The sequence below is a fragment of the Actinotalea ferrariae genome (assembly GCF_019733465.1).
Lineage (GTDB): Bacteria > Actinomycetota > Actinomycetes > Actinomycetales > Cellulomonadaceae > Actinotalea > Actinotalea ferrariae_A.
Genome location: NZ_JACVQL010000050.1, coordinates 38147 through 62545, shown reverse-complemented (window position 1 = coordinate 62545; position 24399 = coordinate 38147). Strand labels below are relative to the sequence as shown.

Here is a 24399-nt window from a genome sequence, read left to right as displayed (position 1 = left end):
GCGTGCGGCCCGGCCACCCGGGCGGGCCGCACGCCGCGTGCCGTCAGTCGGCGTGGATGCGCAGGTAGTCGAACTGCGCCGTCGCCGGCGCGCCGCCGCCCTGCAGGCCGTGCGCGAGCAGGCCGACCTTGATGTCGGACCCGGCCGGGAACGTCCAGACCCCGCCCGCGACCCACGTCGCTCCCTCGTCCGCGCTCGTGAACGCCTGCACCTCGTGCTCGCCGGCCTCGTCGGTCCGGTGCACGAGCCGCAGCAGCGTGGTGTCCGACGGCGGCCCGACGATCGTCCCGCCGTACCGGGTGCCGCCCGCGTAGGGCAGCTCGTACCCGAACTCCGTCTGCCGCGTGTTCCAGATCGCCACGTGCGACAGCCGGGCGAACAGGTCGTCGTCGACGTACGCGATCAGGCCCCCCTGCTGGTAGTTGCGGATATCCTCCACGCCGAGGTCGATGGTCAGCCGGGTCTCGACGGTCCAGTCGCCGTCGGGCGCGTCGCGCAGCAGGAGGCCCGCCGTCCCGCCGGCCCCGACGAGGTCGGTCGGCTCGACCTGCCACACCAGCTGGCCGTCCTCGACCGTGACCTGCGGGTCGCGCACGACCTCCCAACCCTCGCCGAGCCCGTCGTCGAACTCGAGGGACTCGACGAGCTCACCGGGCACGGGCTGCGGCACGGCCTCGGTCACCTCGTTGGCGAGCGGCACGGCGCTGAGGTTGTCGACGTGCACGCCCGCGCCGGTCGCCAGCGCACCCGCCGCACCAGAGGTCCGCGTGTGCCGCCGGAGGTCGAGGCTCACGACGGCGACCGGGTCACCGAGGCGGGCGTTGCTCAGCTCGGCGTACGCGACGCCGTCGGCGACCTCGAGCACGAGCGAGTGCCACGTGGTCAGGTCGGTCCCCGCCGGGACGGGCGCCGCGGCCCGCGCACCGCCGCGTCCCGTGGACTCGAGCACGAGCTCGCCCGACGTCTGGTCGACGTACGCGGCGATGCGCTCGGGCGTCGGGTCGCGCCCGCGGTCGCCACCGCCCCGGGCGGTCTCCGCCGACGCCGACTCGTCGTGCCGCCCGTGCCCGTGCCCGTGCCCCCGCTCGCGCAGCGCGGCGACGACGCCGCCCGCCGCGTCGCCGTCGAGTCGCACGTCCGCCTCGACCCGCACGTCACCCGTGACCGTGTGCTTCGTGACGAGCGTGCCCGCACGGCGGGAGACGGCGTGCGTGCCGGCCTGGTCGTCGGAGGCCGTGCGCCAGGCGTCGCCCGTCCACGGCGCGCGGATCCCCCGGTCGAACGTCGTCACCGCGCGCCCGGACGTGATGGGGCCGTCCTGCGCGCCCGACGACGCCCAGGCGCCGGCGTTCGCCGTGGGCCAGCCGTCGACCCAGTCGAGCCGGTCGATGAGCATGGGCCGCTCGTTGATGCCGTCCGTGCCGTCGAGGTACGGGTCCGCCCGGTCGATCGCGTGGTAGACGATCCAGTCCTGCCCCGCGAGGTCGGTGACGACGGCGTTGTGGCCGGTGCCGATCCACTCGTTGCCGTTGGGCGCGAGCACCGGGGTGCCGCCGGCGCGCGACACCGTGAGCTCCACACCCTCGCGGTCCACGTACGGGCCGGTGATCGACTCCGACCGCCCGACGTGCACGCTGTACCCCGTGGCGGGACCCGCGCAGCAGTTGGCCGACGAGACGAACAGGTACCAGAACCCGTCGCGCCACAGGGCGTAGGCGCCCTCGTACTTGTTGTCGATCGCGACCTGCGTCGGCTCGCCCACGGCCTCCGTGCCGGTCTCGTCCAGCTCGGTGACGAAGATGCCGCCGTAGTAGGAGCCGTAGAACAGGTACTCCGTGCCGTCCGGGCCGACGACGTGGGACGGGTCGAAGGTCCACCGGAAGTCGTCGGGGTTGCCGCTGCCACCGGGACGCGGGTCGACCACGGGGTCGCCCGAGTCGGTCCAGGGCCCGACGGGCGTGGGCGCCGTCGCGACGCCGATCGCGTTGTCGTTCGGCCCCTCGGTCACGGTCGTGGACGTCACGACGTAGTAGAGGCGGTACTCGCCGTCGACGTAGCGGATGTCCGGCGCCCACAGGCCGCCGTCGGGCGCGGCCCACGTGGGGCGGTTCGCCTCGGTGAACGCGTCGCCCACGTACTCCCAGCTCACGAGGTCGGTCGAGCGCGCCATCGGCAGGGTGTGGAAGACGCCCTCCCCCTCCCGCAGCGGGTCGGTCGTGCCGTAGGCGTACCAGTAGCCGTCCTTGCCGCGGATCACGGCGGGGTCGGCGAACGTGTCGGCGAAGGGGGCGCTCACGGGGTTGGTGTAGTCGGTGCCGCGCGCGTCGGCGTTGCCGCCGCCGTGCCCACCACCGTGACCTCCGCCGCCGTGGCCACCGCCGTGCCCGCCACCTCCCCCGGCCGTCGCGGGGGTTGCGGTGAGCGCGAGACCGGCGGCGAGGAGTACTGCCGCAGCGGACCGGCCCACCCGGGACAGCGAGGTGCTCTGCTTCATCGCAGTGCCTGCCGTTCGGGTCGGAGGATGGTGAGTTCCTACGTTTACCGTGGTTCGTCCCGAGGTGCACCCCTGGGATGACGTGGCGGGGACGGGCTCGGGTCGCAGCGCCGGCGGATGCCGCCCGACGACCGGCCCGGCCGGACCCTGACGCGACCGCCTCCGGATGCCGGTGTCGGTGGGCTGGAGTAGCAAGGACCCATGACGAGCGACGCACCCCAGCAGCCCCTGCCCGACCCGGACCCGTCCTTCACGCCCGCGGGCGACGCCGACCTGACCGCCGACCCCGAGACCGGCCAGGGCCCCGGCGGCGTGGCGATGGCCGAGGGGGTCGAGATGGGCAGCGAGGCGGACGAGACCGAGCCGCCGGGGTCGACCGACCCGAGCGCGCCGCTCGACGGCGGCCCGGGCGTCGGCAGCCCCGAGAAGGACCCGGAGGACTGGGTCACGGGCGACGAGCCCATGACCGGCCCGCAGCACAGCTACCTGCAGACGCTCGCGCGCGAGGCCGGGGAGGACGTCCCCGAGGGGCTCACGAAGGCGCAGGCGTCCGAGATGATCGACCGGCTCCAGGGGAAGACGGGCCGCGGCGCCTGACGGGGACCGTCGGGCCGGCGTCTGACCTCACGTGGGCGCCCGACCGGCGTCCGGGCCCGCGCTGTCGTCCGGCCGACGCCCGCGCTCACGCGGGCGCCATGCGCCGGGCGACGCCGCGCCACACGAGCGCCTGCACGACGGCGAGCGCGAGCACGTAGGGCAGCAGCGCCTCGATGCCCACCCCGCCGGCGAGCGCGCCGCCGAGCCACGGCAGTGCCGAGCCGCCGACGACCGAGACGGCGTTCATCGCGCCGATCGCCGTCGGCACGTGGGCCGCGGTCGTCAGCCGCGGCACGACGGCTATCGCCGTCGGGAACAGGGGGCCGAGGAAGAAGCCGAGCAGGGTCAGGCCGACGGTGGCCAGGGCCGCCGTCGGTGCGAGCCACACGACAGCCACCGCGCCCAGGACGGCGCCGAGGCAGCCGCCCACGAGCTGCCCGACCCCGAGGCCGAGGCGCGTCGCGAGCGGGCTGAGCACGAAACGGCCGAGCGTGAGCCCCGACCAGTAGGCGCTCACGGCGTAGCCCGCGGCGAGCTCGGGCGCGGCGTGCCGTTCGACGAGGTCGGTGAACGCCCACGTGCCGACGCTGATCTCGACCCCCAGGTAGACCGTGAGGAAGACGGCGGCGAGGAGCACGGCCCGCTCACGCAGGACGGCGAGCAGCAGCCCGGGACGGTGCTGCGGCGCGTCGTCCGGCTCAGTGGTGGCGGCCCCGGGGCGGGCCGCAGCACGCGGGAACACGACGGCGACGGCGACCACGAGCGGCACCGCGAGCGCCGCGAGCACCCACCAGACGGCGGTCCACTCCATCGTCTCGAGCAGGCGCGCCGCGAGCGCAGGGCCGAGCAGCGCGCCGACGCCGAAGAACGCGTGGAGGCGGTTGAGGAGGGTGGTCGCCGACGGCAGCTGCGACAGGTACGCGTTGAGGACCGACTCGAGGACGCCGACGCCGTAGCCGGCCACCGCCTGGACCAGCACGAAGACGACGAACGACGGGCGCGCCGCCGTCGCGACCGCGGCCAGGACGTAGAGCACGCCGCCCCCGACGAGCGACCACCGCGTGCCGAGGCGGTGCACGAGCGCCCCGGTGCTCGACCCGGCGAGGAAGAAGCCCGCGGACGACGTGAAGAAGGTGAGCCCGATGGTCGCCATGTCGACGTCGTAGTCGCGGATCTGCGCGGGCAGCAGCACCCCGCCGACCGCGGCGCTCACGCCGACGAAGACGAAGAGGACGTAGGACAGGGCGACGCTCGCGGCGGTCGAGCGCGCGCTACGGGTGGTGGACACGCGAGCCCCTGTCGCACGGGGCGGGACGTCCCGCCGCGGCCGCCGGTCGCCGTCGACCGGGCGCCGGCAGCACCGCCGGAGCGCTCGATAACGTTATCGACAACGTTCTTCAGAGCACCAGCCCCGGGTGGGACCGGTCAGGCGGTGAGGTGCCGCACGAGGGCGTCGAGGCCCCGGCCGAGGGCGGCGGTCTGCCGCGCGTGCGCCTCCGGGCTGCCGTCGAGCAGGTCGAGAACGGCCTCGCGCGTCACCCGCGTGCCGCCCGTCGCCGGCTCGACCCACGTCGTCCGGACGCCCGCGAAGAACCCACGGTCGCGCGTCACGAAGGCCGCGCCCTCGTCCACCGCGACCGTCTCCGCGAACGTCGCCTCGAGGCCGCTCGAGCCGTGCGCGACGACGCACCGCAGCTCGCCGACCTGACCCGACGGCGTACCGGGCACCGTGAACGCGACGGCGTCGGGGTCGTGCTGCCACCAGTGGTCGTGCCGGGCGTCGAGGACGGCGAGCCAGGCCCGCAGGGGCGGGGCGGCGACGTCGACCGACGCGTGCACCCGCACCGTCACGCGGGGTACCCCTGCGCTCCGCCAGGCCCTCCGCTCGTCGTCCTTGCGGATGTTGCGCAGGACGACGCTCTCGTGGGGCGGCGCGGGCGGCGGTCCGACGCCCAGGTGGTGCGCCACCGCGGCGAGGGCGTGCTCGAGCTCCGGGCCAAGCGTCTCCTGCATCAGAGCGATGCCGCTCGCGGGCGCGAACGCGTCGAGCGCGACCCGCAGCACGCAGCTGTCCGGGCCGGTCGGTTCGGCCGTCATCGTCCGGCGCAGGGGCCGGCCGGCGCCGCGCGGCAGCACGACGACGCGGCGCCCGGGGACGACGTCGACCACGTCGGCCACCGCAGCGATGAGCGCCGAGCTCCACGGGTCCGGGTGGACGACGACGCGCCGCTCGCCGACGGCGCCCGCCGGAGTCCCCGGCACGACGAAGCCGAACCCGCCGGGTTCGCCGGCCGTGAAGGCCGTGCTCGCCGGGTCCGCGAGCACGGCGAGCGCGCGCTCGGCCGGCGCCGCGACGTGCAGCGCCCGCTCGACGACGAGCGGCACGGTCGTCAGATCAGGTCGGCGCATCCCAGGCCCGCGGCGTGCCCACCGCTCCCCCGCCCACCCCGTCACACCCACCGCGTCACACCCACCCCGTCACACCCACCGGCTCGCTCCACGTCCGTCCACGCCGGTCCATCGGCACACCGGACGCCGGAGTTGACCCGGCAGGCGGGCACCCGACCCCCGCCGAGGCCGACACTCCCGGCCGAGGACGACACCCGCGGACATCGACCTCGGCCCCGGATGTCGACCTCGGCGGCGCGGCCTGCGGTCAGAGGCCCTGCCACGCCGGCTTGGTCGCCCACGTCTCCCGGTAGTAGGCCGCCTGCTGCAGCCGAGCGGCGGCGGCCTCGTCGACGAGCACGGTCACGTGCGGGTGCAGCTGGAGCACCGATGCCGGCCACATCGCCGAGACCGGCCCCTCGACCATCTGGTGCACCGCCTCGGCCTTGGCGCGTCCCGAGGCGAGCAGGACGACGTGCCTCGCCTCGAGGATCGTGCCGAGACCCTGGGTGAGGCAGTGTCGGGGCACGGCGTCGACGTCGCCGCCGAAGAACCGCGCGTTGTCGCGACGCGTCTGCTCCGTCAGCGTCTTGACGCGCGTGCGAGACGCGAGCGAGGAGCCCGGCTCGTTGAACGCGATGTGCCCGTCGGTGCCGATGCCCAGCAGCTGCACGTCGACCCCGCCGGCCGCGACGATCACGGCCTCGTAGGCCGCGCACGCCGCCGGGAGGTCGTCGGCGAGCCCGTCGGGCCCGGCCACGGCGTCCGGCGCGAGGTCGACCCGCCCGGTCAGCTCGCGCTCGATCACGTCCCGGTACCGCTCGGGGTGCCCCGCCGGCAGCCCGACGTACTCGTCGAGCGTGAAGGCGCGCGCGCGGGCGAACGACAGGCCCGCGGCGTGGCGCGCGACGAGCTCCTCGTACACGGCGAGCGGGCTCGAGCCGGTGGCGAGCCCGAGCACCGGCGCCTCGTGCGACCGCAGCACACGCTCCACCACGTCGGCCGCGAGGCGGGCGGCGGTCGCCGCGTCGGTGATCACCACCTCCATCCGCGGCCGCCCTCCTCGCGCGCACCCGTCAGCGCGTCGACGAACCAGCCGGTGATCGTCGTCGGGTGCGTGATGGCGGTGCCGACGCACACCGTCGTGGCACCGGCGACCAGCGCGGCGGCCGCCTGCGCGGGCGTGCTGATCCGGCCCTCGGCGACCACCGGGACGTGCGTCGCCGCCGCCACCTGCGCGACCAGCTCGAGGTCCGGCCCGTCGGTGCGCGGGCGCTCCCCGGTGTAGCCGGCGAGCGTCGTGCCGATGAGGTCGCACCCCGCGTCCGCCGCCGCGAGCGCGTCGTCGAGCGAGCCGCAGTCCGCCATGACGAGCACGTCGTGCTCCGCCCGCAGCGCCCGGACCGTCTTGGCGAGCGTCCGTCCGTCGGGGCGGGCCCGCCGCGTCCCGTCGAGCGCGACGACGTGCGCCCCGGCGGCGGCGACGGCACGGGCGTGGTCGAGCGTCGGCGTGATGACGACGCCGTCCGACCCGTCCTTCCAGATGCCGATCACCGGCACGTCCGGGGCGTGCACCCCGAGCTCGATGACGCCCAGCGCGACGTCGTCCACCCCCTGCAGCCGGACGGCGACCGCACCCCCGGCCGCCGCGGCGCGCGCGACCTGGACCATCGTCCGCGGGTCCCGCATGGGCTCGCCGGGGTACGCCTGGCACGAGACGACGAGGCCGCCCCGCAGCCGGCCGACCAGTGCCTCGCCGCTCATGCCGCGTCCACCAGGCGCCACGCCGAGGCGGCCGCGCCGAGGAGCGGCGCCGCGACGCCCAGGCTCCCGGGCAGCACCGGCACGTCCTCGAGCACGTCGACGAGCTCGGCGCGCAGCGCCTGCTCCATCGGCCGCCACCACAGGGGCCCCGCCTCCGCGACGCCGCCGGAGACGACGACGACCTCGGGGTCGAGCACCGTGACGACGGCGGCGATGCCCCGTCCGACGGCGGCAGCGGACTCACGCACGGCCTGCCGCGCGGTGCGGTCGCCCGCCGTCGCGAGGGCGACGACGCCGCGGGCGTCGAGCACCGAGCCGTCGCCGCTCAGCCACGCGTAGTGGCGGCGCATGCCGGCGCCCGACCCGAGCGCCTCGAGGTGGCCAGGACGGCCGCACGGGCAGCGCAGGTGGTCGGCGCCGCCGATGGGCAGGTGGCCAAGCTCGCCGGCGACGTGGTGCGCCCCGCGCAGCACGGTGCCGTCGAGCACCACGCCCGCGCCGATCCCGGTGCCCACCGCCACGACGAGCGCGCTGCGGGCACCGGCCGCGGCACCGCGCCACGACTCGCCGAGCGCGTGCGCGTCGACGTCGTTCTGCACGTGCACGGGCACGGGCCGCTCGAGCAGGTCCGTGGTGAGCGCGCGCACCTCCGCCCCGAGGTGCGTCCCCGCCCACCCGGTGAAGGTGTCGGTCGAGGACACGATGGTCCCGGCCTGCACGTCGACGACGCCGGCGGTGCCCACCCCGATCGCCCGCACCGACGTGCCGGGGTCCGCCGCACCCGGCCGGTCCGGCCAGCCGCCGCGCAGCACGTCCCGCAGCAGGCCACGGACCGCGCGCACGACGACGTCCGGCCCGTCCTTCGCGGGGGTCGGCACCGTGCTCACGGGGCCGACCTGCCCGCCCCGGTCGACGAGCGCGCCCGCGATCTTCGTCCCGCCGAGGTCGACGGCCAGCGCGAGCTCCATCAGCGCCCGAGCCCGGCGGCCGCGACGACGTCGGACACGCGCTGGGCGACGGCCCCCTCGAGGGCACGGATCGGCGCGGACATCGTGGTCGACGCCAGCAGGCCCTGCGCCGCCATGGCGGCCTTGAACGCCCCCACGCCCGCGGCGTCGCCGCTGCGGCCGACGGGTGCGAACACGATCTCGAAGAGCGCGTTGAGCCGCTCCTGCTCGGCGCGGGCCGCCGCCCAGTCGCCGCGCTGCGCGGCGTCCCAGAGGCGGACGTAGCCCGCGGCGTCGACGTTGGCGAGACCGGGCACGGCGCCGTCGGCGCCCGCGAGCAGCATCGCGTCGACCACGACCTCGTGCCCCGTCAGCAGGCGCAGCGGCGACCCCACGGCCGCGTTCTGCGCGATGAGGCGGCGGAAGCCGACGTCGTCACCCGACGAGTCCTTCACGCCCGCGAGCACGCCCTCGAGCGCGAGCTCGACGAGCAGGTCGGCCGGGAGCTTGGTGTGCGTCCGGACGGGCACGTCGTAGGCCCACAGCGGCACGTCGAGTCCCGCGGCGATGCGCCGGAAGTGGTCGGCCGTCTCCTGACGGTCCTGGATCGCGTAGATCGCCGGCGTCACGACGACCGCGTCGACGCCCGCGTCGACGAGCGGCCGGGCCGCGTCGAGCACGCGCGCCGCGGTGAGCTCGATCGCACCGGCGATCACGGGCACCCGCCCGGCCGCGGCGGACACGACGGTGCGCGCGACGGCGGCGCGCTCGGCGTTCGTGAGGTACGCCGTCTCGCCGGTCGACCCGAGCGCGAAGAGCCCGTGCACGCCGGCACCCACGAGGTGCTCGACGACCGCCTCGAGGCCGGCGTGGTCGACCGTCCCGTCGGGGTGCAGGGGCGTCACCACGGGAGGGACGACGCCGGCGAAGGTGGGGTGGGACGAGGTCACGACTGCTCCTGACGGGGTGGATCGGGGTGTGGTTCGAGACGCGGCCGTGCCGGCGACGGAATCGGGACGGGCGGCCATCAGCGCGGCGCCAGCAGGGAGGGGGCCGCGGCGAGCAGCGTGCGCGTGTACGGGTCCTGGGCATCGGCGAAGACCCGGTCCGTCGGTCCGGTCTCGACGACCTTCCCGCGGCTCATCACGGCGATGGTGTCGGAGACGTAGCGGACGGTCTGGATGTCGTGCGAGATGAAGACCATCCCGAGGCCCAGCTGGTCCTTGAGGTCCGTGAGCAGGTTGAGGATCTGCGCGCGGACGGACACGTCGAGGGCCGACGTCGGCTCGTCCGCCACGACGACCTGCGGCTCGAGCGCGAGCGCACGGGCGATGGCGACGCGCTGCCGCTGGCCGCCCGACAGCTGGCTCGGCAGCGCGTCGAGCGCCGACGCCGGCAGGCCGACGAGCCCGACGAGGTCGCGCACCCGCGCCTCGCGCTGGGCGCGCGTGCCGACGCCGTGGACCTCGAGCGGGTCCGTGAGCGCGTCGCGCACGACCATGCGCGCGTTGAGCGCCGTCGCCGGGTCCTGGAACACCACGGAGACGATGCGGCCGAGGCGCCGGCGCACCGGACGCGAGAAGCGGCGCACAGGCTCGCCCGCGAACCGCACCTCGCCCGACGTCGGCCGCTCGAGCCCGACGAGGACCTTGGCGGTCGTCGACTTGCCGGACCCCGACTCGCCGACGATCCCCAGCGTCTGCCCCCGCCGGACGGCGAGGGAGACGCCGTCGACGGCGTGCACGAGGTGCGGACGGAACAGCGTGGACGAGCGCGCCCGGTACGTGACGTGGACGTCGCGGAGCTCGACCACGGCGTCCTCGGGCAGGCCGTGCGCCGGCCGGGTGGTGGAGGTGGTCATCGCAGGACTCCGATCGGCTCGACCGGCGCGTCGTCCGGGTGCGCGGCGTAGAAGTGCTCGGTCCCCGGCACCTGCCGGCGCACCGGCGTGACCCCGGCGTGCCGGGCCGGGTCGGACGAGCGCGGCGCGAAGCGGTCGCCCGCCGGGAAGTCGCGCGGCGACGGGACGGTCCCCGGCACCTGGTGCAGACGACCCGAGCCCTGCTCGATCGACAGGACGGCGCCGAGCAGGCCGCGCGTGTACTCGTGCACGGGCTGGGTGAGGAGCTCGCTCGTCCGGCCCTGCTCGACCACCTGGCCCGCGTACATCACGGTCACGCGGTGGGCGAGCTCCGCGACCAGGGCGAGGTCGTGCGACACGAACAGCATCGCGAAGCCGAGCTCGGCGCGGAGCCGGTCGAGCAGCTCGACGACCTGCGCCTGGACGGTGACGTCGAGCGCCGTCGTCGGCTCGTCGGCGATCACAAGTCGCGGGTCGCGGGTCAGGGCCATCGCGATGAGCACGCGCTGGCGCTGGCCGCCCGAGAGCTCGTGCGGGTACGACGCGAGCGTGCGGCGGGGGTCGAGCCCGACGAGCTCGAGCAGCTCGTGCGCGGTGCGCGTCCCGCCACGGCGGGTCAGCTGGGCCATCTGCGACCGGACGAGCATCGCCGGGTTCAGCGAGCTGAGAGCGTCCTGGTAGATCATCGCGATGTCGTGACCGCGCAGCGCCGTGCGCTCCGCGGCGGGCATGGTGAGCAGGTCCTTGCCGTCGAAGAGGATGCGGCCACGGACGTCGGCCCGCGGGTCGAGCAGCCCCATGATCGCGAGCGACGTGATCGACTTGCCGCAGCCCGACTCGCCGACCAGGCCCATGGTCTCGCCGGGCCGCACGGTGAGGCTCACGCGGTCGACGACGTCGACGTCGCCGTGCCGCGGGAACGAGATCGACAGGTCCTGGACGTCGAGCAGCGGCGGCGCGTCGCCCGCGTACTCGTGCCGGTCGTCGCGCTCGAGCTCGCGCTCGCGCAGCGCTGCGAGGCGCGCGGCGAGCGGCACGCTCGGTGCGGCGGGCACGGCGTCGGGCACGGTGTCCGGGATCGCGCCGGGCGCACCCTCCACGGCCGTGTCGACGTCGGCGTCGAGGCCGGCCTCGGCGGCGACCTCGGCGTCGGGCGCGACGGGGGTCGCCCCGGCCGCGAGCGACCCGGCGACGGCACGCGCGCGGGGCGCGACCATCGCGTCCGTCATGCCCTCGGACAGCACGTTGAGCGCGAGCACCGTGAGCGTGATCATGAGACCGGGGAAGAACGTCGGCCACCAGTAGCCGGCCATCACGAGGTTCCGGCCTGCGGCGATGATATTGCCCCAGGACGGCTCGGGGTCGGGGATGCCGGCCTGGATGAAGGACAGCGACGCCTCGAACACGATCGCGTCGGCGACGAGGATGGTCGCGAAGACGAGCACCGGCCCCAGGCAGTTGCGGGCGACGTGCCGCACGACGATGCGCGGCGTCGAGGCACCCATGACCCGGGTCGCCGCGACGTAGTCCTCGCCGTACTGGTCGAGCACGTTGGCCCGGACGACGCGCGTCAGCTGCGGCACGTAGAGGAACGCGATCGTCAGGACGAGCACCGGCAGCGACTGCCCGAAGACCGTGACGAAGACGGCGGCGAGCGCGATGCCCGGGAAGGACATGACGACGTCGAGCACGCGCATGAGCGTCTCGGCGATCCAGCGCGGCGCCGTCGCGGCGACCGAGCCGAGCACGGCGGCGACGGCGAGCGCGATGCCGGTCGCCGCGAGGCCGATGACGAGCGAGTACCGGGCGCCGTAGGCGATCCGGGCGAAGATGTCGCGGCCCTGGCGGTCGGTGCCGAACCAGTGCTCGGCGTCGGGCGGCTGGACGGCCGGCCCCGAGGCCAGCGGGTCGAACTGCGCGACGAGCGGCGCGAGCAGCGCCATGAGCGCGACGAGCAGCACGAACCCGAGCGCGATGCGCGAGCCCACGGGCAGGGAGCGCAGGCGCAGACCCGGCCGGGAGAGGCGTTCTGTCAGCTGGCGTCGCATGTCACACCGACCTGATCCGGGGGTTGATGAGCACGTAGAGCAGGTCGACCACGATGTTGATGGTCACGAAGGCCAGGGCGACCGTGAGGGTCACCCCCTGCACCAGGTTGGGCTCGTTGTTGGTGACGCCGTTGAGGATGAGCGTGCCCATCCCCGGCAGGGCGAAGATGATCTCGATGACGACGGCGCCGCCGAGCAGGTAGCCGACGCGCAGGCCGAGCACGGTCACGGGCGTGATGAGCGCGTTGCGCAGCACGTTGCGCGCGACGACGACGGTCCGCGGGATGCCCGCGCCGAGGGCCGTGCGCACGTAGTCGCGGTCGAGCTCCTCGACCACGGCCGTGCGGACCACGCGGGACAGCTGCCCGATGACGGGGACGGCGAGCGCGACGGCGGGCAGCGCCATGCGACCGAGCCAGCCGCCCGGGTCCTCGGTCATCGCCGGCAGGGGGCCCGAGGACGGCAGCACGCCGAGGCCCAGGGTGACGCCCTGGATGAGCAGCACGGCGAGCCAGAACGACGGCGTCGACAGCGCGGTGACCGACAGCAGCCGCACGACCTGGTCGGGCCAGCGGTCGCGGAAGACCGCGGCGAGCACGCCGAGCACCAGGGCGCCCACGACGGCGATCGCGAGGCCGAGGAACGTCAGCTGGAGCGTGATCGGGAAGGCGCGCGCGACCTCGTCGACGACGGGCTGCTGCCGCGCCGAGAACGTGCCGAGGTCGCCCTGCACGAGCCCGCCCAGGAAGGACAGGTAGCGCGCGAGGAGGGGCCCTTCGAGGCCGTTGGCCTCGCGGTAGGCCTGGCGCGCCTCGACCGATGCGCTCTCGCCGAGCGCGATGAGCGCCGGGTCGACGTCGGAGAAGGACATGACGAAGAACACCAGGAAGGTGATCCCGAGGATCATGACCGGGAGCTGGAGGACCCTGCGGCCGATCAGGCGGAGCGCTGAGGACACCGCGCACCTGCTCTCTGAGTCGTGACGGGCGACGTCGCCCGTCCGTGGTACCGCCGGCGGGACCCAGGGGGTGGGGGGTCCCGCCGGCGGCGGTCTGTCACTCGGCGGCGACGCCGACGTCCAGGAAGGACAGGCCCGTCATGGCCACGGGTGCGAACCCGACCAGGCGCTCGTCGTCCCACGCCGTGGGGAGCTGGCGGTGCAGAATCGGGTAGAGGGGCACCTCCTCGCTCATGAGGTCGAACGCCTCGTTCCAGCGCGCCTGCTGCTCGTCGCCCTCGAGGCGGACGGCCTCGTCCAGCAGCGACGTGAGCTGCGTGAACTCCTCGGTGTCGCTCCAGCGGTAGCGGCTCTCCGACCACACGTTCGTGCCGAACCACCAGCGCATGAGCAGGTCGGGGTCGTTGCCGAACACCGACGGGTCACCCGGGGCCACCATGACGTCGAGCTCGCCGGCGTCGACCTTGGTGTACTGCCCGGCGGACTGGCCGATGTCGAGCGTCGTGCTGATGCCGACGGCGTCGAGCGACTCCTTGATGAGCGGGGCGACCTCCTTGACCCAGCCCGTGTCCGTCGTCATGAGCGTGATGGACAGGTCCTCGACGCCGGCCTCGGCGAGGAGCTCTTCGGCCCGCTCGGGGTCGTAGGCGTAGACGGTCGACGCCTCGTTGTAGTTGGGGTGCGTCTCGGGCAGGAACGACGTCGCCGGTGCGGCGTTGCCGAGGAGGCCCGTCTGGATGATCTTCTCGGTGTCGAGCGCGTAGAAGAACGCCTGGCGCACGCGCGGGTCGTCGAACGGCGCCTTGTCCGTGTTGAACATCGCGAAGAGCAGGCCGAACGACTGCGCCGACTCGACCGCGACCTGGCTCTCCAGGGTGGGGACGTCGATGTAGGGGACGTCCTCCATCGCGTGGATGGTGCCCGAGCTCATCGCGGTCACGCGCGCGGCGGCGTCGGACAGCAGGTTCCACTTCATGCCGGCCGCGAGCGCCGGGCGCGGGCCGGTGTAGCCGTCGAAGCGCTCGAACTCGAGCGAGTCGTCCGGCACCGCCGAGGTGATCCGGTACGGGCCGGTGCCGGTCGGCAGCGCGCCGAAGCCCTCGGGGTCCGCCTCGACGATCGCCTTCGGGACGATCTTGACGACCGAGAGGCGCTCGTTGACCAGCGAGAACGGGTAGTCGGTCGTGATCCGGACCGTGTCCTCGTCGACGGCCTCGACGCCCGCGATGAACTCGACGAAGCCCGCGAAGAAGCCGCCCGTGGTGGGGTCCATCACGCGCTCGAAGCTGAAGACGACGTCCTCGCTCGTGACCGGCGAGCCGTCGTGGAACACGGCACCCTCGCGAAGGTCCGCCTCGTACGTGACCTCGTCGACCTGGGTCGGCAGGTCGGCGGCGAGCGCCGCGTAGACCTCGCGCGTGACCGGGTCGAGCTCGACCAGGGCCTCCATGGTGTGCCAGTTGGCCGCCTGCGTCACGGCACCCGACGCGAGCATCGGGTCGAAGCTGCCGCCCAGCGCGTACGAGATGCCGGCCTCGATGATCGCGTCGGGGTCCACCTCGCGCGTGTCCTCGGTGGCCTCGGCGTCGGTGTCGGTCTCGTCGGTGCCCCCGTCGCCCGCGGGGGTGCAGGCGCTGAGGATCAGGGCGAACGCGGTCGCGCCGGCTGCGAGGGCGCCGAGGCGCCGTCCGCCGCGGCGGGAGATGCTCGTCATTGGGTCTCCACTTCATCGGACATCAGATGTCTGATGTAATATAGGCACACGACCGGTCGGGCACAATGCGACGCAGGTCACAGCTTGATGACGGGAGTCGACATGGCAGTCACCGCGTCCACGCGGTCCGGGCGCATGCGCCGGGCGACGACGGCCGACCAGATCCGCGAGCTCATCCTGGCTCAGGGTCTGCGGCCGGGAGACCCGCTGCCGACGGAGTCCGAGCTGTGCGAGGAGCTCGACGTGTCGCGCTCCTCCGTCCGCGAGGCCGTGCGCACGCTTTCGACGCTCGACATCGTCGAGGTGCGCCACGGGCACGGCACCTTCGTCGGTCGCATGTCGCTCGACCCGATGGTCCAGGCCCTCGTGTTCCGCGGCGTGCTCTCCCCCGGCGACAACCTCAAGGCACTCCGCGAGGTCGTCGAGGTGCGCATGGCCCTCGACCTCGCGATGGCGGAGAAGGTCGTCGGCGCGGTCGCGGGCACGGAGCACCCCGAGCTCGACGCCCTCGTCGCCGAGATGCTCGACCGCGCGGCGCGGGGCGAGGCCTTCCTCGAGGCCGACCGCGCCTTCCACACCGCGCTCCTGGCGACCATCGACAACCAGCTCGCCGGCCAGCTCGTCGGCGCGTTCTGGGACATCCACACCGCGGTGCTGCCGCGGCTCGGGCTCGCGCTCCCCGAGGACCTGCGTCAGACGTCCAAGGCCCACGGCGACATGCTCACCGCAGCCGTGACGGGCGACGTCGTCGGTTACCGCTGCGCCGTGATCGAGCACTACGAGCCGCTCCAGCGCGCGCTCGGCAAGGCGCGCTGAGGCGCGCGTGCCCGACGACATCCGACCCGCCGGCCCCGCGACACCCGACCACCTCAGCCCCGGCGCGCGCGCCTTCCTCGCGACGCGCGAGCCCTCCCTCGACTACCCCGCACCCGACGACGTCGCCGCCTGGCAGCGCCTCGCGGACCGCAGGGACGCGGAGATCCGGGAGCGCGCCCCGCAGCCCGGCGTGCCCGACGGCGTCGAGGTCCGCACGGTCGCGGGCGTCGCCACCTACGTCGCCGAGGCCGGCGTGCCGGAGGACGGATCGGCGCCGGTGAACCTCCACCTCCACGGCGGCGCACTCGTCTTCGGCGGCGGGGACCTCGTCGGCGCGACGGCGGCCGAGGTCGCCGGGGAGACCGGCCTCACCGCGTGGTGCCCCGACTACCGGATGCCGCCGAGCCACCCGTTCCCCGCAGGTCTCGACGACGCGCTCGCCGTCTACCGCGCGCTGCTCGAGACCCGCGCGCCGGGACGCGTCGTCGTCAGCGGGCTCTCGGCGGGCGGCAACCTCGCGGCGGCGCTGCTGGTCCGCGCGCGGGAGGAGGGCATGCCCATGCCGGCGGCGCTCGTGCTGGAGACCCCCGAGGTCGACCTCACGGAGTCGGGCGACACCTTCCGCACGCTCGACGGCGTCGACAACGTGCTCGAGAGCCTGCGGCCGATCAACGAGCTCTACGCGCAGGGCACCGACCTGGCGCACCCGCTCGTCTCGCCCCTCTTCGCCGATCTCACCGGCTTCCCGCCCACCCTGCTCCAGTCGGGGACGCGGGACCTGTTCCTGTCGAGCACCGTGCGGATGCACCGCCGGCTGCTCGCCGCGGGGGTGCCGGCCGAGCTCCACGTGTTCGAGGCCATGCCGCACGCCGGGTTCGGCGGCGGCACGCCCGAGGACGCCGAGGTGGCGGCGACGATCCGGGCGTTCGTCCGGCGGCACCTCGCCGCCTGACCCCCGAGGAGCCAGGCGGCGGTCGGTCACTCAGAGGCGCGCGGTCACCCGGACCGTGCTGCCCGCGGGCGCGTACGGCACCTCGTTGCCCTCGATCGCGACGCCGTCGACCTCGAGCGACGCGCGCGCGCCGTCGGCGCCCGAGTTCGTCACCGTGATCTCGTACGTCGCGCCGCGGGCGACCCGCGTGACGGTGAACTCCGGCACGTCGGGCCCGATCTGCGGGTCGACGACGAGGCCGTCGTAGTCGGTCCGCACGCCCAGCAGGTACTGGCTGACCGTGACGAAGTTCCACGCGGCCGTGCCCGTGAGCCACGAGTTCTTCGCCTCGCCGTGCCGCACGGCCTCCTTGCCCGCGATCATCTGCGCGTACACGTACGGCTCGAGCCGGTGCACCTCGCTGATGTCCTCGCGGTAGGCGGGCGTGATGCGCCGGTACAGGTCGAACGCACGCTCGCCGCGGCCCAGCACGGTCTCGCCGATGATGACCCACGGGTTGTTGTGGCAGAAGATGCCACCGTTCTCCTTGTACCCAGGCGGGTAGGTCGAGACCTCACCCATCTCGACGCGGTAGGTCGTGTACGCCGGGTGCTGCAGCACCATCCCGTGGTCGGTCGCCAGCATCTCGTTGACGGCGTCGAGCGCCTGGACCGCGGGCGACGACGCGTCCCGCGCCCCGTCGGGGGTCACGCCGATGCCTGCCATGACGGCGAAGCCCTGCGGCTCGATCCAGATCTTGCCCTCGGTGTCCTCGTCCGTGCCGATCTTGTTGCCGTAGTAGTCGTACGCGCGCAGGAACCAGCGGCCGTCCCAGCCGTGCTCGAGCACCGCCTCGCGCATCTCGGCGACGGCCTCGCGCGCCTTCGCGGCGACGTCGGGCAGGCCACGACGCTCCGCGAGCTCGGCGTACTCCGCGCCGTAGAGCACGAACTGGGCCGCGATGAAGACCGACTCCGCGACGCCGCCGGCCTGGTTCTCCGTCGTCTGGAAGGACTCACCCGGCGTCGTCGAGAAGCAGTTGAGGTTGAGGCAGTCGTTCCAGTCGGCGCGGCCGATGAGGGGCAGGCCGTGCGGCCCGCGGTGCTCGACCGTGAACTGGAACGAGCGCGTGAGGTGCTCGAAGAGCGGCACCTCGGAGCCCGGCTCGTTGTCGAAGGGCACGGGCTCGTCGAGGATCGCGACGTCGCCCGTCTCCTTGACGTAGGCCGCGACGCCCGCGACGAGCCACAGCGGGTCGTCGTTGAAGCCCGAGCCGATGTCGTCGTTCCCGCGCTTCGTCAGCGGCTGGTACTGGTGGTAGGCGGAGCCGTCCGGCAGCTGCGTCGCCGCGATGTCGAGGATCCGCTCGCGCGCCCGCTCGGGGATCAGGTGCACGAAGCCGAGCAGGTCCTGGTTCGAGTCACGGAAGCCCATGCCGCGCCCGATGCCCGTCTCGAAGAACGACGCCGAGCGGGACATGTTGAACGTGACCATGCACTGGTACTGGTTCCAGATGTTGACCATCCGGTCGAGCTTCTCGTCGGACGAGCGCACCGAGTAGGTCGACAGCAGGCCGGTCCAGTACTGCTGCAGCCGCTCGAACGCCGCGTCGGTCTGCTCGGTCGTCGCGAACCGCTCGAGCAGCGCGTGCGCAGGCTGCTTGTTCACGACCTGGTGGGCGGCGTCCGCCCACTTCTCCTCGTCCGCGTTCTCGACGTAGCCGAGCACGAAGGTGTGCGTCCGCGACTCACCCGGCTCGAGCTCGAGCACGAGGCTGTGGGAGCCGATCGGGTACCAGCCGCTCGCGACGGAGCCCGCGGACTCGCCGGCGCGCGGGACGGCCGCCTCGCCGAGCCCGTTCCAGGCGCCGACGAACGTGTCGCGGTCCGTGTCGAAGCCCGCCGCGCGCGCGTTGACGCCGTAGACGGCGTAGTGGTCGCGGCGCTCGCGGTACTCGGTGCGGTGGTAGATGGCGCTGCCGGTGGGCGCGTCCGGCTCGACCTCGACCTCGCCGATCGAGAGGTTGCGCTGGTAGTTCGTCTGGTCGTCCTGGGCGTTCCACAGGCAGAACTCGACGTACGAGAACAGGGTCACCCGCTTGACGACGTCGGACGTGTTCGTCACCGTGACGCGCTGGACCTCGGCGTTCTCGTCCACCGGGACGAAGAACAGCGTGTCCACGCGCAGCCCGTTCCGGGCGCCGCTGATCGAGGTGTAGCCGAGGCCGTGGCGCGTCTCGAAGTGGTCGAGGTCCGCCTTGACCGGGAGCCACGACGGCGACCACACGTCGCCGCCGTCGTTCACGTAGAACCAGCGGCCGCCCGCCTCGGACGGGGTCGTGTTGTAGCGGTAGCGCGTGAGGCGGCGCATCTTGGCGTCGCGGTAGAACGAGTACCCGCCTGCCTGGTGCGAGATGAGCGAGAAGAACTCCTGGGAGCCCAGGTAGTTGATCCAGGGGTACGGGGTGTGCGGCGTGGTGATGACGTACTCGCGGGTCTCGTCGTCGAAGTGCCCGTAACGCATGCCGATGTCGCCTCTCGTCGTACGGGCGGGAGCGCTCCCACCTCAGCAGCAGCATCTTAGGCGCAGGCCAGGCGCTCGCGGAAGGAGTACGCGCGGGATCGATGGCCTCGAAGCGGCTCGCTCGACTGAAAGCGCGGCCACCGGCCCGGTTGTGCGCCGGCGGTCACCGGGACGGTGGTCCTGTTCCCACCCCGGAACGCCGTGACTAGCCTGCTGACAAGGGCCGCTCCGACGAGGGGGAACCGTCATGGACCAGGCATCGACGCCGAGGATCCGCACCGTGGCCCTGGTCGGCCACAGCGGTGTGGGCAAGACGACGCTCGCGGAGGCGCTGCTCCACCGCGCCGGCGTGATCCCGCGCCAGGGGCGGGTCGAGGACGGGACCACCGTCTGCGACACCGAGCCCGAGGAGCACCGGCGGCACATCTCCCTGTCCCCGGCGGTGGCCCCCTTTCCCTGGACCGCGTCCGACGGCGAGACGTACAAGGTCAACCTCCTCGACTGCCCCGGGTACGCCGACTTCGCGGGCGGGGTCGACGCCGCGCTCGCCGTCGCGGACCTCGCCGTGGTGGTGGTGAGCGCCGTCGACGGGGTGGAGGTCGGGACCGAGACGGTCTGGCAGCAGTGCGCCGAGGCGGGGATCCCCCGCCTCGTCTTCGTCACGAAGGAGGACAAGCCGCGCGCGGACTTCCACCGGGTGCTCGACCAGCTGCGCGCGACGTTCGGGGCCGGGCTCGTGCCGCTCGAGCTCCCGCTCGGCGAGGAGGACCGCCTGCGCGGCGTGGCCGACGTCCTCTCGGACGAGGGCCTCGCGTACGACGCCGACGGTCGGCACCACACGGAGGCCCTGCCCGACGACGTCGCGGAGGAGGAGCACCGGCTGCACGACGAGGTGGCCGAGGAGATCGTCTCGGGCGACGACGAGCAGCTCGAGCGCTACCTGTCCGGCGAGGTGCCGACGGCGGCCGAGCTCGAGCGGGCCCTCGTGCACGAGGTCCGCGACGGTCTGGCGTTCCCGGTCCTGCTCGGCTCGGCCGTGACCGGCGTCGGCGTCGACCGGCTCGCGGACTACCTCTGCGAGCTCGGGCCGTCCCCGGCGGACCGGCCGGTGCCCGTCGTCGTCGGCGCGTCCGGCGCCAGCGGGGGGACTCGGGTCGACGTCGTCGCAGACCCGGGCGCCGACCCGCTGATGCACGTGTTCCGCACGGTCGCCGACCCGTTCGTGGGCCAGGTGTCCGTGTTCAAGGTGATCACCGGCACGGTGCGTGCCGAGGAGCGGCTGGTCAACGGGACGACCGGCGCCGAGGAGCGCCTGCACGGGCTGTTCTTCCTGCGCGGCAAGGAGCACGAGCCGACGGCGTCCGTCGTCGCCGGGGACATCGGCGCGGTGGCGAAGCTCGCCGGCAGCCCGACCGGCTCGACGCTCTCGCGCCGCGGCACCCCCGCGCGGGTCGCAGGCCCGCCGCCGCGGTCCACGCCGTACGCGCTCGCGCTGCGGCCCGTGACCCAGGCCGACGACGACAAGCTCTCGTCCGCGCTCCAGCGGCTCGTCGGCGAGGACCCGACGCTCGCGATCGACCGGAGCGGCGCGCAGACCGTGCTCCGCGGAGCGGGTGACACGCACCTCGCCGTCGCGCTCGAGCGGCTCGCGCGCAAGTTCGGCGTCAACGTCACGACCGAGCCGGTGCGGATCGCGTACCGGGAGACGATCGCGGCGCCCGCCGAGGCGGAGGGGAAGCTGAAGAAGCAGTCGGGCGGGCACGGGCAGTTCGCCGTCGTGCAGCTGCGGGTGAGCCCCGCAGGGCCGGGCGAGGGCACGTCGTTCGTCGACTCGGTGGTCGGCGGGGCGATCCCGCGCAACTACATCCCGGCCGTCGAGCGCGGCGTCACCGAGGCGATGGCCGCGGGCGGCCCGCACGGGTTCCCCGTCGTCGACGTGCGCGTCGAGTGCTACGACGGCAAGTACCACTCGGTCGACTCGTCCGACATGGCGTTCCGCACGGCCGCGGCGCACGGCCTGCGCGAGGCGCTCGCGAAGGCGGGGACCGTGGTGCTCGAGCCCGTGCAGCGCGTGCGCGTCGTCGTGCCCGGCGCCCTGCAGGGCGACGTGCTCGGCGACCTGTCCTCGCGCCGCGGCCGCATCGTCGGCACGACCGCGCTGCCGGACGGCCGGCACGAGATCGAGGCGATGGTCCCCGAGGGGGAGCTCACGCGGTACGTGCTCGACCTGCGGTCGCTCACCGGCGGCCGGGGCACGTTCACCGCAGAGCACGACCACTACGACGCCATCCCCGCGCACCTGCTCCAGCGGATCCTCGTCCCGGCGTAGCGGCCGGACGTCACTCGTCCGGGTCGAAGGCTGTGGACGGGCCCCACGGCGCCGCGCCGGGCGCTAGGTTCGGCGCGGCCGCACGGTGCGGCGGATGTGGGGGCCGGCGTGATCATCTTCGGGACGTACGTGCTGCACCGCGTGCTGGCGACGCTGGGCTTCGCGTGCCCGCACTGCCAGGGCATGGTCGAGGGCGAGGTGCGCCGCGGGCGCCGCTGGTTCCACATCTTCTGGATCCCGATCATCCCGCTCGGCGTGCAGCCGGAGCACGTGCGCTGCACGCGGTGCCGGTCGATGTGGGCGCTCGCCGTCCTCGGCCCGGCGGGTGACCAGTACCGCCGCATCCAGCCGGTCGCCCCGCTGCCCGCCGACGGGCTGCCGCCGGTGCCGCCGCCGCCCGCGACGTCGTACCTGCCGCCCGCTCCGTCCGGCTACCTGCCGCCCCCGCCCCCGCCGCCCGCCGACGGGTTCGCCGCACCGGCGCCGTCGGCCTGGGCGTCGCCGTCCTACGCCCCGCCCGCCGACGCCGTCCCGGTCGAGGACTCCGAGGAGTGGGCGCGGCGCAACGGCCTGACGCGCTGACGCCTCAGCGCGCGAGCGCTGCCGCAGCGCCTCGGGTCCGGATGCTCGGGGCACGCGCGCGTGGTTCGCTCAGACCATGCGCACTCTGGCGGCCCTGATCACGGGGCTGATCCTCCTCACGGGCTGCACCACCGCGCCCGAGGAGGTCGAGCTCGGCGACGGCATCGCGCCCACCGTCGACGACGACGACCAGCCGACCCCGCTGCCGGACGGCAGCGACGACGCGCAGGCGAGCCCGTCCGCGTCCGCCGTCGCGGGCGGCGGCGCGAGCCCCGCGCCCGGAGCGTGCGTCGACGTGCCCGCGAGCGAGGACGGCGTCTACACGGTCGCCGAGGCCGGCACGGTCACGGTGACCGCGTCCGAAGGGGCCCTGACGCTCGGCGCGGTCCAGCCGTTCGCGGGGTGGGCGTACGAGGTGTCGACCGAGGAGCCGACCGAGGTCGAGGTCGAGTTCAGCAAGGCGGTCGACCAGGTGGACCTCGAGGTCGAGATCGAGGACGGCGCGCCCGTGGTCCGGGTCTGCGCCGACGACTGACCCGCCGTTGGTGCCGCTCCCATGGTGGCGCCCCTCGCGCGGGCGCCCTTGCGCGCCGCCTCCCGAGAGCGCCAACCGCAACGCCCCTGTCGAACATGTGCGCAGATGACCGGGATCCCGATCCGGGTCATCTGCACGGATGTTCGTGGCGAGCGGACGAGCGAGCGGCGGGCGAGCGGGCGGCCGTGCGTAGCGGGTCGGAGCTCGAGGCCCGGCGTCACCCGCTCGCGCGCGGCTCGTTCCGGCGGCGCCGTCCCTGTGCCACCCTGACCCGGCACATCCCCTTCTGGAAGGACACCTGTGAGCGCTCAGACCCTGGTCGGTCTCGACCGGTTCGCCGTCAAGCAGCGGTACACGATGATGGTCAACCGCTACGAGATCCGCGCCCTCGGCCCGAACGGCGAGGAGGGCCCGATCCTCGCGATGGCGCAGCAGAAGCGCATGGCCTTCAAGGAGGAGGTCACCTTCTACGCCGACGAGCAGCGCACCGTCCCGGTGTTCTCGTTCAAGGCCCGCAAGCGCCTCGACCTCGCCGCCACGTACGACGTCTTCGACGCGCAGGGCACGCCGATCGGCCAGTTCCGCAAGGACTTCAAGGCGTCGCTGCTCAACTCGACGTACCACCTCGAGGCCGCGGGCGTCACGGCCACGGGCGCCGAGCGCAACATGGTCGTCGCGATCCTGCGCCGCGTGCAGGACACGATCCCCCTGGCCGTCCACTACGACTTCAAGGACCCGGCGGGCAACCTCGTCATGTCCTCGGAGCGCAAGTGGGGCCTGCGCGACTTCTACACGGTCAACGTCCCGGGTGCGCGCCTCGACGGCCGCGTCGCCGCCGCGATGGCCGTCGCGCTCGACGCGCTCCAGCAGCGCTGACGTGCTCCTGGGGAAGGTCGACGTCGTCCGACGACGTCGACCTTTCCCAGGACGCCGCGACCGTCGGCCGGCGGTGGACGCGGCTCCGCAGCGCGAGGACAGCGGGGAGCCGGCGGCACCGCTGCTCCCCTGCGGTGGCTTAGCCTCATGAGGTGACGGCACATGCGGCGACGGGTTCGCCGGTCCGGAAGATCCCTCTCGACCTGCGGCTGCGCCGCCTGGCGGTCCGGCGGGTCCTCGACCTCTCGCCGTCGATCCGGCGCGTCGCGCTCGGCGGCCCGGACCTGGCCGGCTTCGAGTGCCACGGCCCGAGCGACCACGCCAAGGTCTTCTTCCCGCCCGAGCCCGACGGCGACCTCGTCCTCCCGGAGCTCGCCGACTGGTCCGGGCGGCAGGACCCCCGCCACGTCGTGCGCGAGTACACGGTCCGCACCTACGTGCCGTCGTCGGACGAGCTCGTGCTCGACATGGCCGTCCACGCGCACGGTCCCGCCGGACGCTGGGCCGCCCAGGCCGACGTCGGGCGCGAGCTCGGCGTGCTCGGCCCCAAGACGTCCAAGGTCGGGCCGACCGACCGGGCCTGGTACCTCCTGGTCGCCGACGAGACCGGCCTGCCCGCGCTGACCAACTGGCTCGAGCGGCTGCCCGCCGGGCCGCGCGTGCACGCGTTCGTCGAGGTCGGCGGGCCGCAGGACGAGGTCAGGCTCCCGCAGCGCGCCGGCGTGGACGTCACCTGGCTGCACCGCGGCGACGCCGAGGCCGGCACGACGAGGCTGCTGGCGGACGCCGTCGCCGCCCTCCCCGTGCCCGACGGCGGCCCGGGCTGGGTGTGGGCGGGCGCCGAGGCCGGCGCGGTCCGCGCGGTCCGGCGCGACCTCACGGAGCGCGGCGTCGACCGCAAGTCCCTCTCGATGACCGGCTACTGGCGCCTGGGCGTGGCCAACTTCGACCACAAGTCCCCCGAGGCCAACGCCTGACGTGCCGCTCCGACCGGTTCTGGAACGGATGCGACGTCCGGGCGTCGCATCGGTTCCAG

Annotated in this window: 20 protein-coding genes; 8 read left to right on the top strand and 12 right to left on the bottom strand. The window is 74.2% G+C overall.

The genetic code is table 11. From position 1 onward, the window contains the following. Positions 1-43: 43 nt before the first annotated feature. Complete coding sequence (locus tag ICW40_RS04435) at positions 44-2494, bottom strand: family 43 glycosylhydrolase (protein ID WP_221652621.1); 2451 nt, start codon at positions 2492-2494, stop codon at positions 44-46. Between the two features lie 336 nt (positions 2495-2830). On the opposite strand from ICW40_RS04435, the gene ICW40_RS04430 reads away from it, so the two are divergent. After that, positions 2831-3091 carry a DUF3072 domain-containing protein gene (locus ICW40_RS04430; RefSeq protein WP_221652628.1) on the top strand — a complete coding sequence of 87 codons (261 nt, stop codon included), beginning with the start codon at positions 2831-2833 and terminating at the stop codon, positions 3089-3091. An 85-nt stretch (positions 3092-3176) separates the two neighbouring features. Here ICW40_RS04430 and ICW40_RS04425 read toward each other — a convergent pair whose 3' ends face one another. From ICW40_RS04425 to ICW40_RS04380, 10 genes are all read right to left on the bottom strand, one after another. After that, on the bottom strand, positions 3177-4379 hold the full coding sequence (locus tag ICW40_RS04425; protein ID WP_221652620.1) for an MFS transporter: 1203 nt from the start codon (positions 4377-4379) through the stop codon (positions 3177-3179). Between the two features lie 137 nt (positions 4380-4516). Further along, the gene (locus ICW40_RS04420) at positions 4517-5500 is read right to left on the bottom strand and encodes an SRPBCC family protein (protein WP_221652619.1); all 984 of its coding nucleotides are present in this window, start codon (positions 5498-5500) and stop codon (positions 4517-4519) included. Positions 5501-5747: 247 nt separating this feature from the next. After that, positions 5748-6527 carry a glucosamine-6-phosphate deaminase gene (gene nagB / locus ICW40_RS04415; protein ID WP_221652618.1) on the bottom strand — a complete coding sequence of 260 codons (780 nt, stop codon included), beginning with the start codon at positions 6525-6527 and terminating at the stop codon, positions 5748-5750. Then, positions 6515-7243, bottom strand: coding sequence for an N-acetylmannosamine-6-phosphate 2-epimerase (locus tag ICW40_RS04410; RefSeq protein ID WP_221652617.1), 729 nt, complete (start codon positions 7241-7243; stop codon positions 6515-6517). Before ICW40_RS04410 ends, nagB begins: the two co-directional genes overlap by 13 nt. After that, positions 7240-8211, bottom strand: coding sequence for an ROK family protein (locus tag ICW40_RS04405; protein WP_221652616.1), 972 nt, complete (start codon positions 8209-8211; stop codon positions 7240-7242). The genes ICW40_RS04410 and ICW40_RS04405 overlap by 4 nt, the downstream gene beginning before the upstream one ends. After that, on the bottom strand, positions 8211-9140 hold the full coding sequence (locus ICW40_RS04400) for a dihydrodipicolinate synthase family protein (protein ID WP_308121625.1): 930 nt from the start codon (positions 9138-9140) through the stop codon (positions 8211-8213). Before ICW40_RS04400 ends, ICW40_RS04405 begins: the two co-directional genes overlap by 1 nt. Positions 9141-9217: 77 nt before the next feature. Further along, the gene (locus tag ICW40_RS04395; protein WP_221652614.1) at positions 9218-10051 is read right to left on the bottom strand and encodes an ABC transporter ATP-binding protein; all 834 of its coding nucleotides are present in this window, start codon (positions 10049-10051) and stop codon (positions 9218-9220) included. Beyond that, positions 10048-12099 (bottom strand): dipeptide/oligopeptide/nickel ABC transporter permease/ATP-binding protein, encoded by a 2052-nt coding sequence (locus tag ICW40_RS04390; RefSeq protein WP_221652613.1) that lies wholly within the window; start codon positions 12097-12099, stop codon positions 10048-10050. Before ICW40_RS04390 ends, ICW40_RS04395 begins: the two co-directional genes overlap by 4 nt. Before the next feature lies 1 nt (position 12100). Next, positions 12101-13057, bottom strand: a complete 957-nt coding sequence (locus ICW40_RS04385) for an ABC transporter permease (protein ID WP_221652612.1) — start codon at positions 13055-13057, stop codon at positions 12101-12103. 97 nt (positions 13058-13154) lie between these two features. Further along, a complete protein-coding gene (locus ICW40_RS04380) occupies positions 13155-14771 on the bottom strand; it encodes an ABC transporter substrate-binding protein (protein ID WP_221652611.1) in 1617 nt (538 codons plus the stop codon). Between the two features lie 102 nt (positions 14772-14873). Between ICW40_RS04380 and ICW40_RS04375 the strand changes: the two genes are divergently transcribed. Both ICW40_RS04375 and ICW40_RS04370 read left to right on the top strand, forming a co-directional pair. Next, a complete protein-coding gene (locus tag ICW40_RS04375; protein WP_260458764.1) occupies positions 14874-15587 on the top strand; it encodes a FadR/GntR family transcriptional regulator in 714 nt (237 codons plus the stop codon). A 7-nt stretch (positions 15588-15594) separates the two neighbouring features. After that, positions 15595-16539 carry an alpha/beta hydrolase gene (locus ICW40_RS04370; RefSeq protein ID WP_221652610.1) on the top strand — a complete coding sequence of 315 codons (945 nt, stop codon included), beginning with the start codon at positions 15595-15597 and terminating at the stop codon, positions 16537-16539. Between the two features lie 30 nt (positions 16540-16569). Here ICW40_RS04370 and ICW40_RS04365 read toward each other — a convergent pair whose 3' ends face one another. After that, entirely contained in the window at positions 16570-19041 is a 2472-nt protein-coding gene (locus ICW40_RS04365) for a GH36-type glycosyl hydrolase domain-containing protein (protein WP_221652609.1), read from the bottom strand. Positions 19042-19288: 247 nt separating this feature from the next. On the opposite strand from ICW40_RS04365, the gene ICW40_RS04360 reads away from it, so the two are divergent. From ICW40_RS04360 to ICW40_RS04340, 5 genes are all read left to right on the top strand, one after another. Beyond that, positions 19289-21370 (top strand): elongation factor G, encoded by a 2082-nt coding sequence (locus ICW40_RS04360; RefSeq protein WP_221652608.1) that lies wholly within the window; start codon positions 19289-19291, stop codon positions 21368-21370. Between the two features lie 108 nt (positions 21371-21478). Continuing rightward, positions 21479-21952: a zinc-ribbon domain-containing protein gene (locus ICW40_RS21420; RefSeq protein WP_221652607.1), complete on the top strand. Its 474-nt coding sequence runs from the start codon at positions 21479-21481 to the stop codon at positions 21950-21952. A 76-nt stretch (positions 21953-22028) separates the two neighbouring features. Continuing rightward, positions 22029-22487: a hypothetical protein gene (locus ICW40_RS04350; protein WP_221652606.1), complete on the top strand. Its 459-nt coding sequence runs from the start codon at positions 22029-22031 to the stop codon at positions 22485-22487. A gap of 300 nt (positions 22488-22787) precedes the next feature. Next, positions 22788-23363, top strand: coding sequence for a hypothetical protein (locus ICW40_RS04345; protein WP_221652605.1), 576 nt, complete (start codon positions 22788-22790; stop codon positions 23361-23363). A 152-nt stretch (positions 23364-23515) separates the two neighbouring features. Continuing rightward, positions 23516-24340 carry a siderophore-interacting protein gene (locus tag ICW40_RS04340; protein WP_221652604.1) on the top strand — a complete coding sequence of 275 codons (825 nt, stop codon included), beginning with the start codon at positions 23516-23518 and terminating at the stop codon, positions 24338-24340. The last annotated feature ends 59 nt before the right edge of the window (positions 24341-24399 follow it).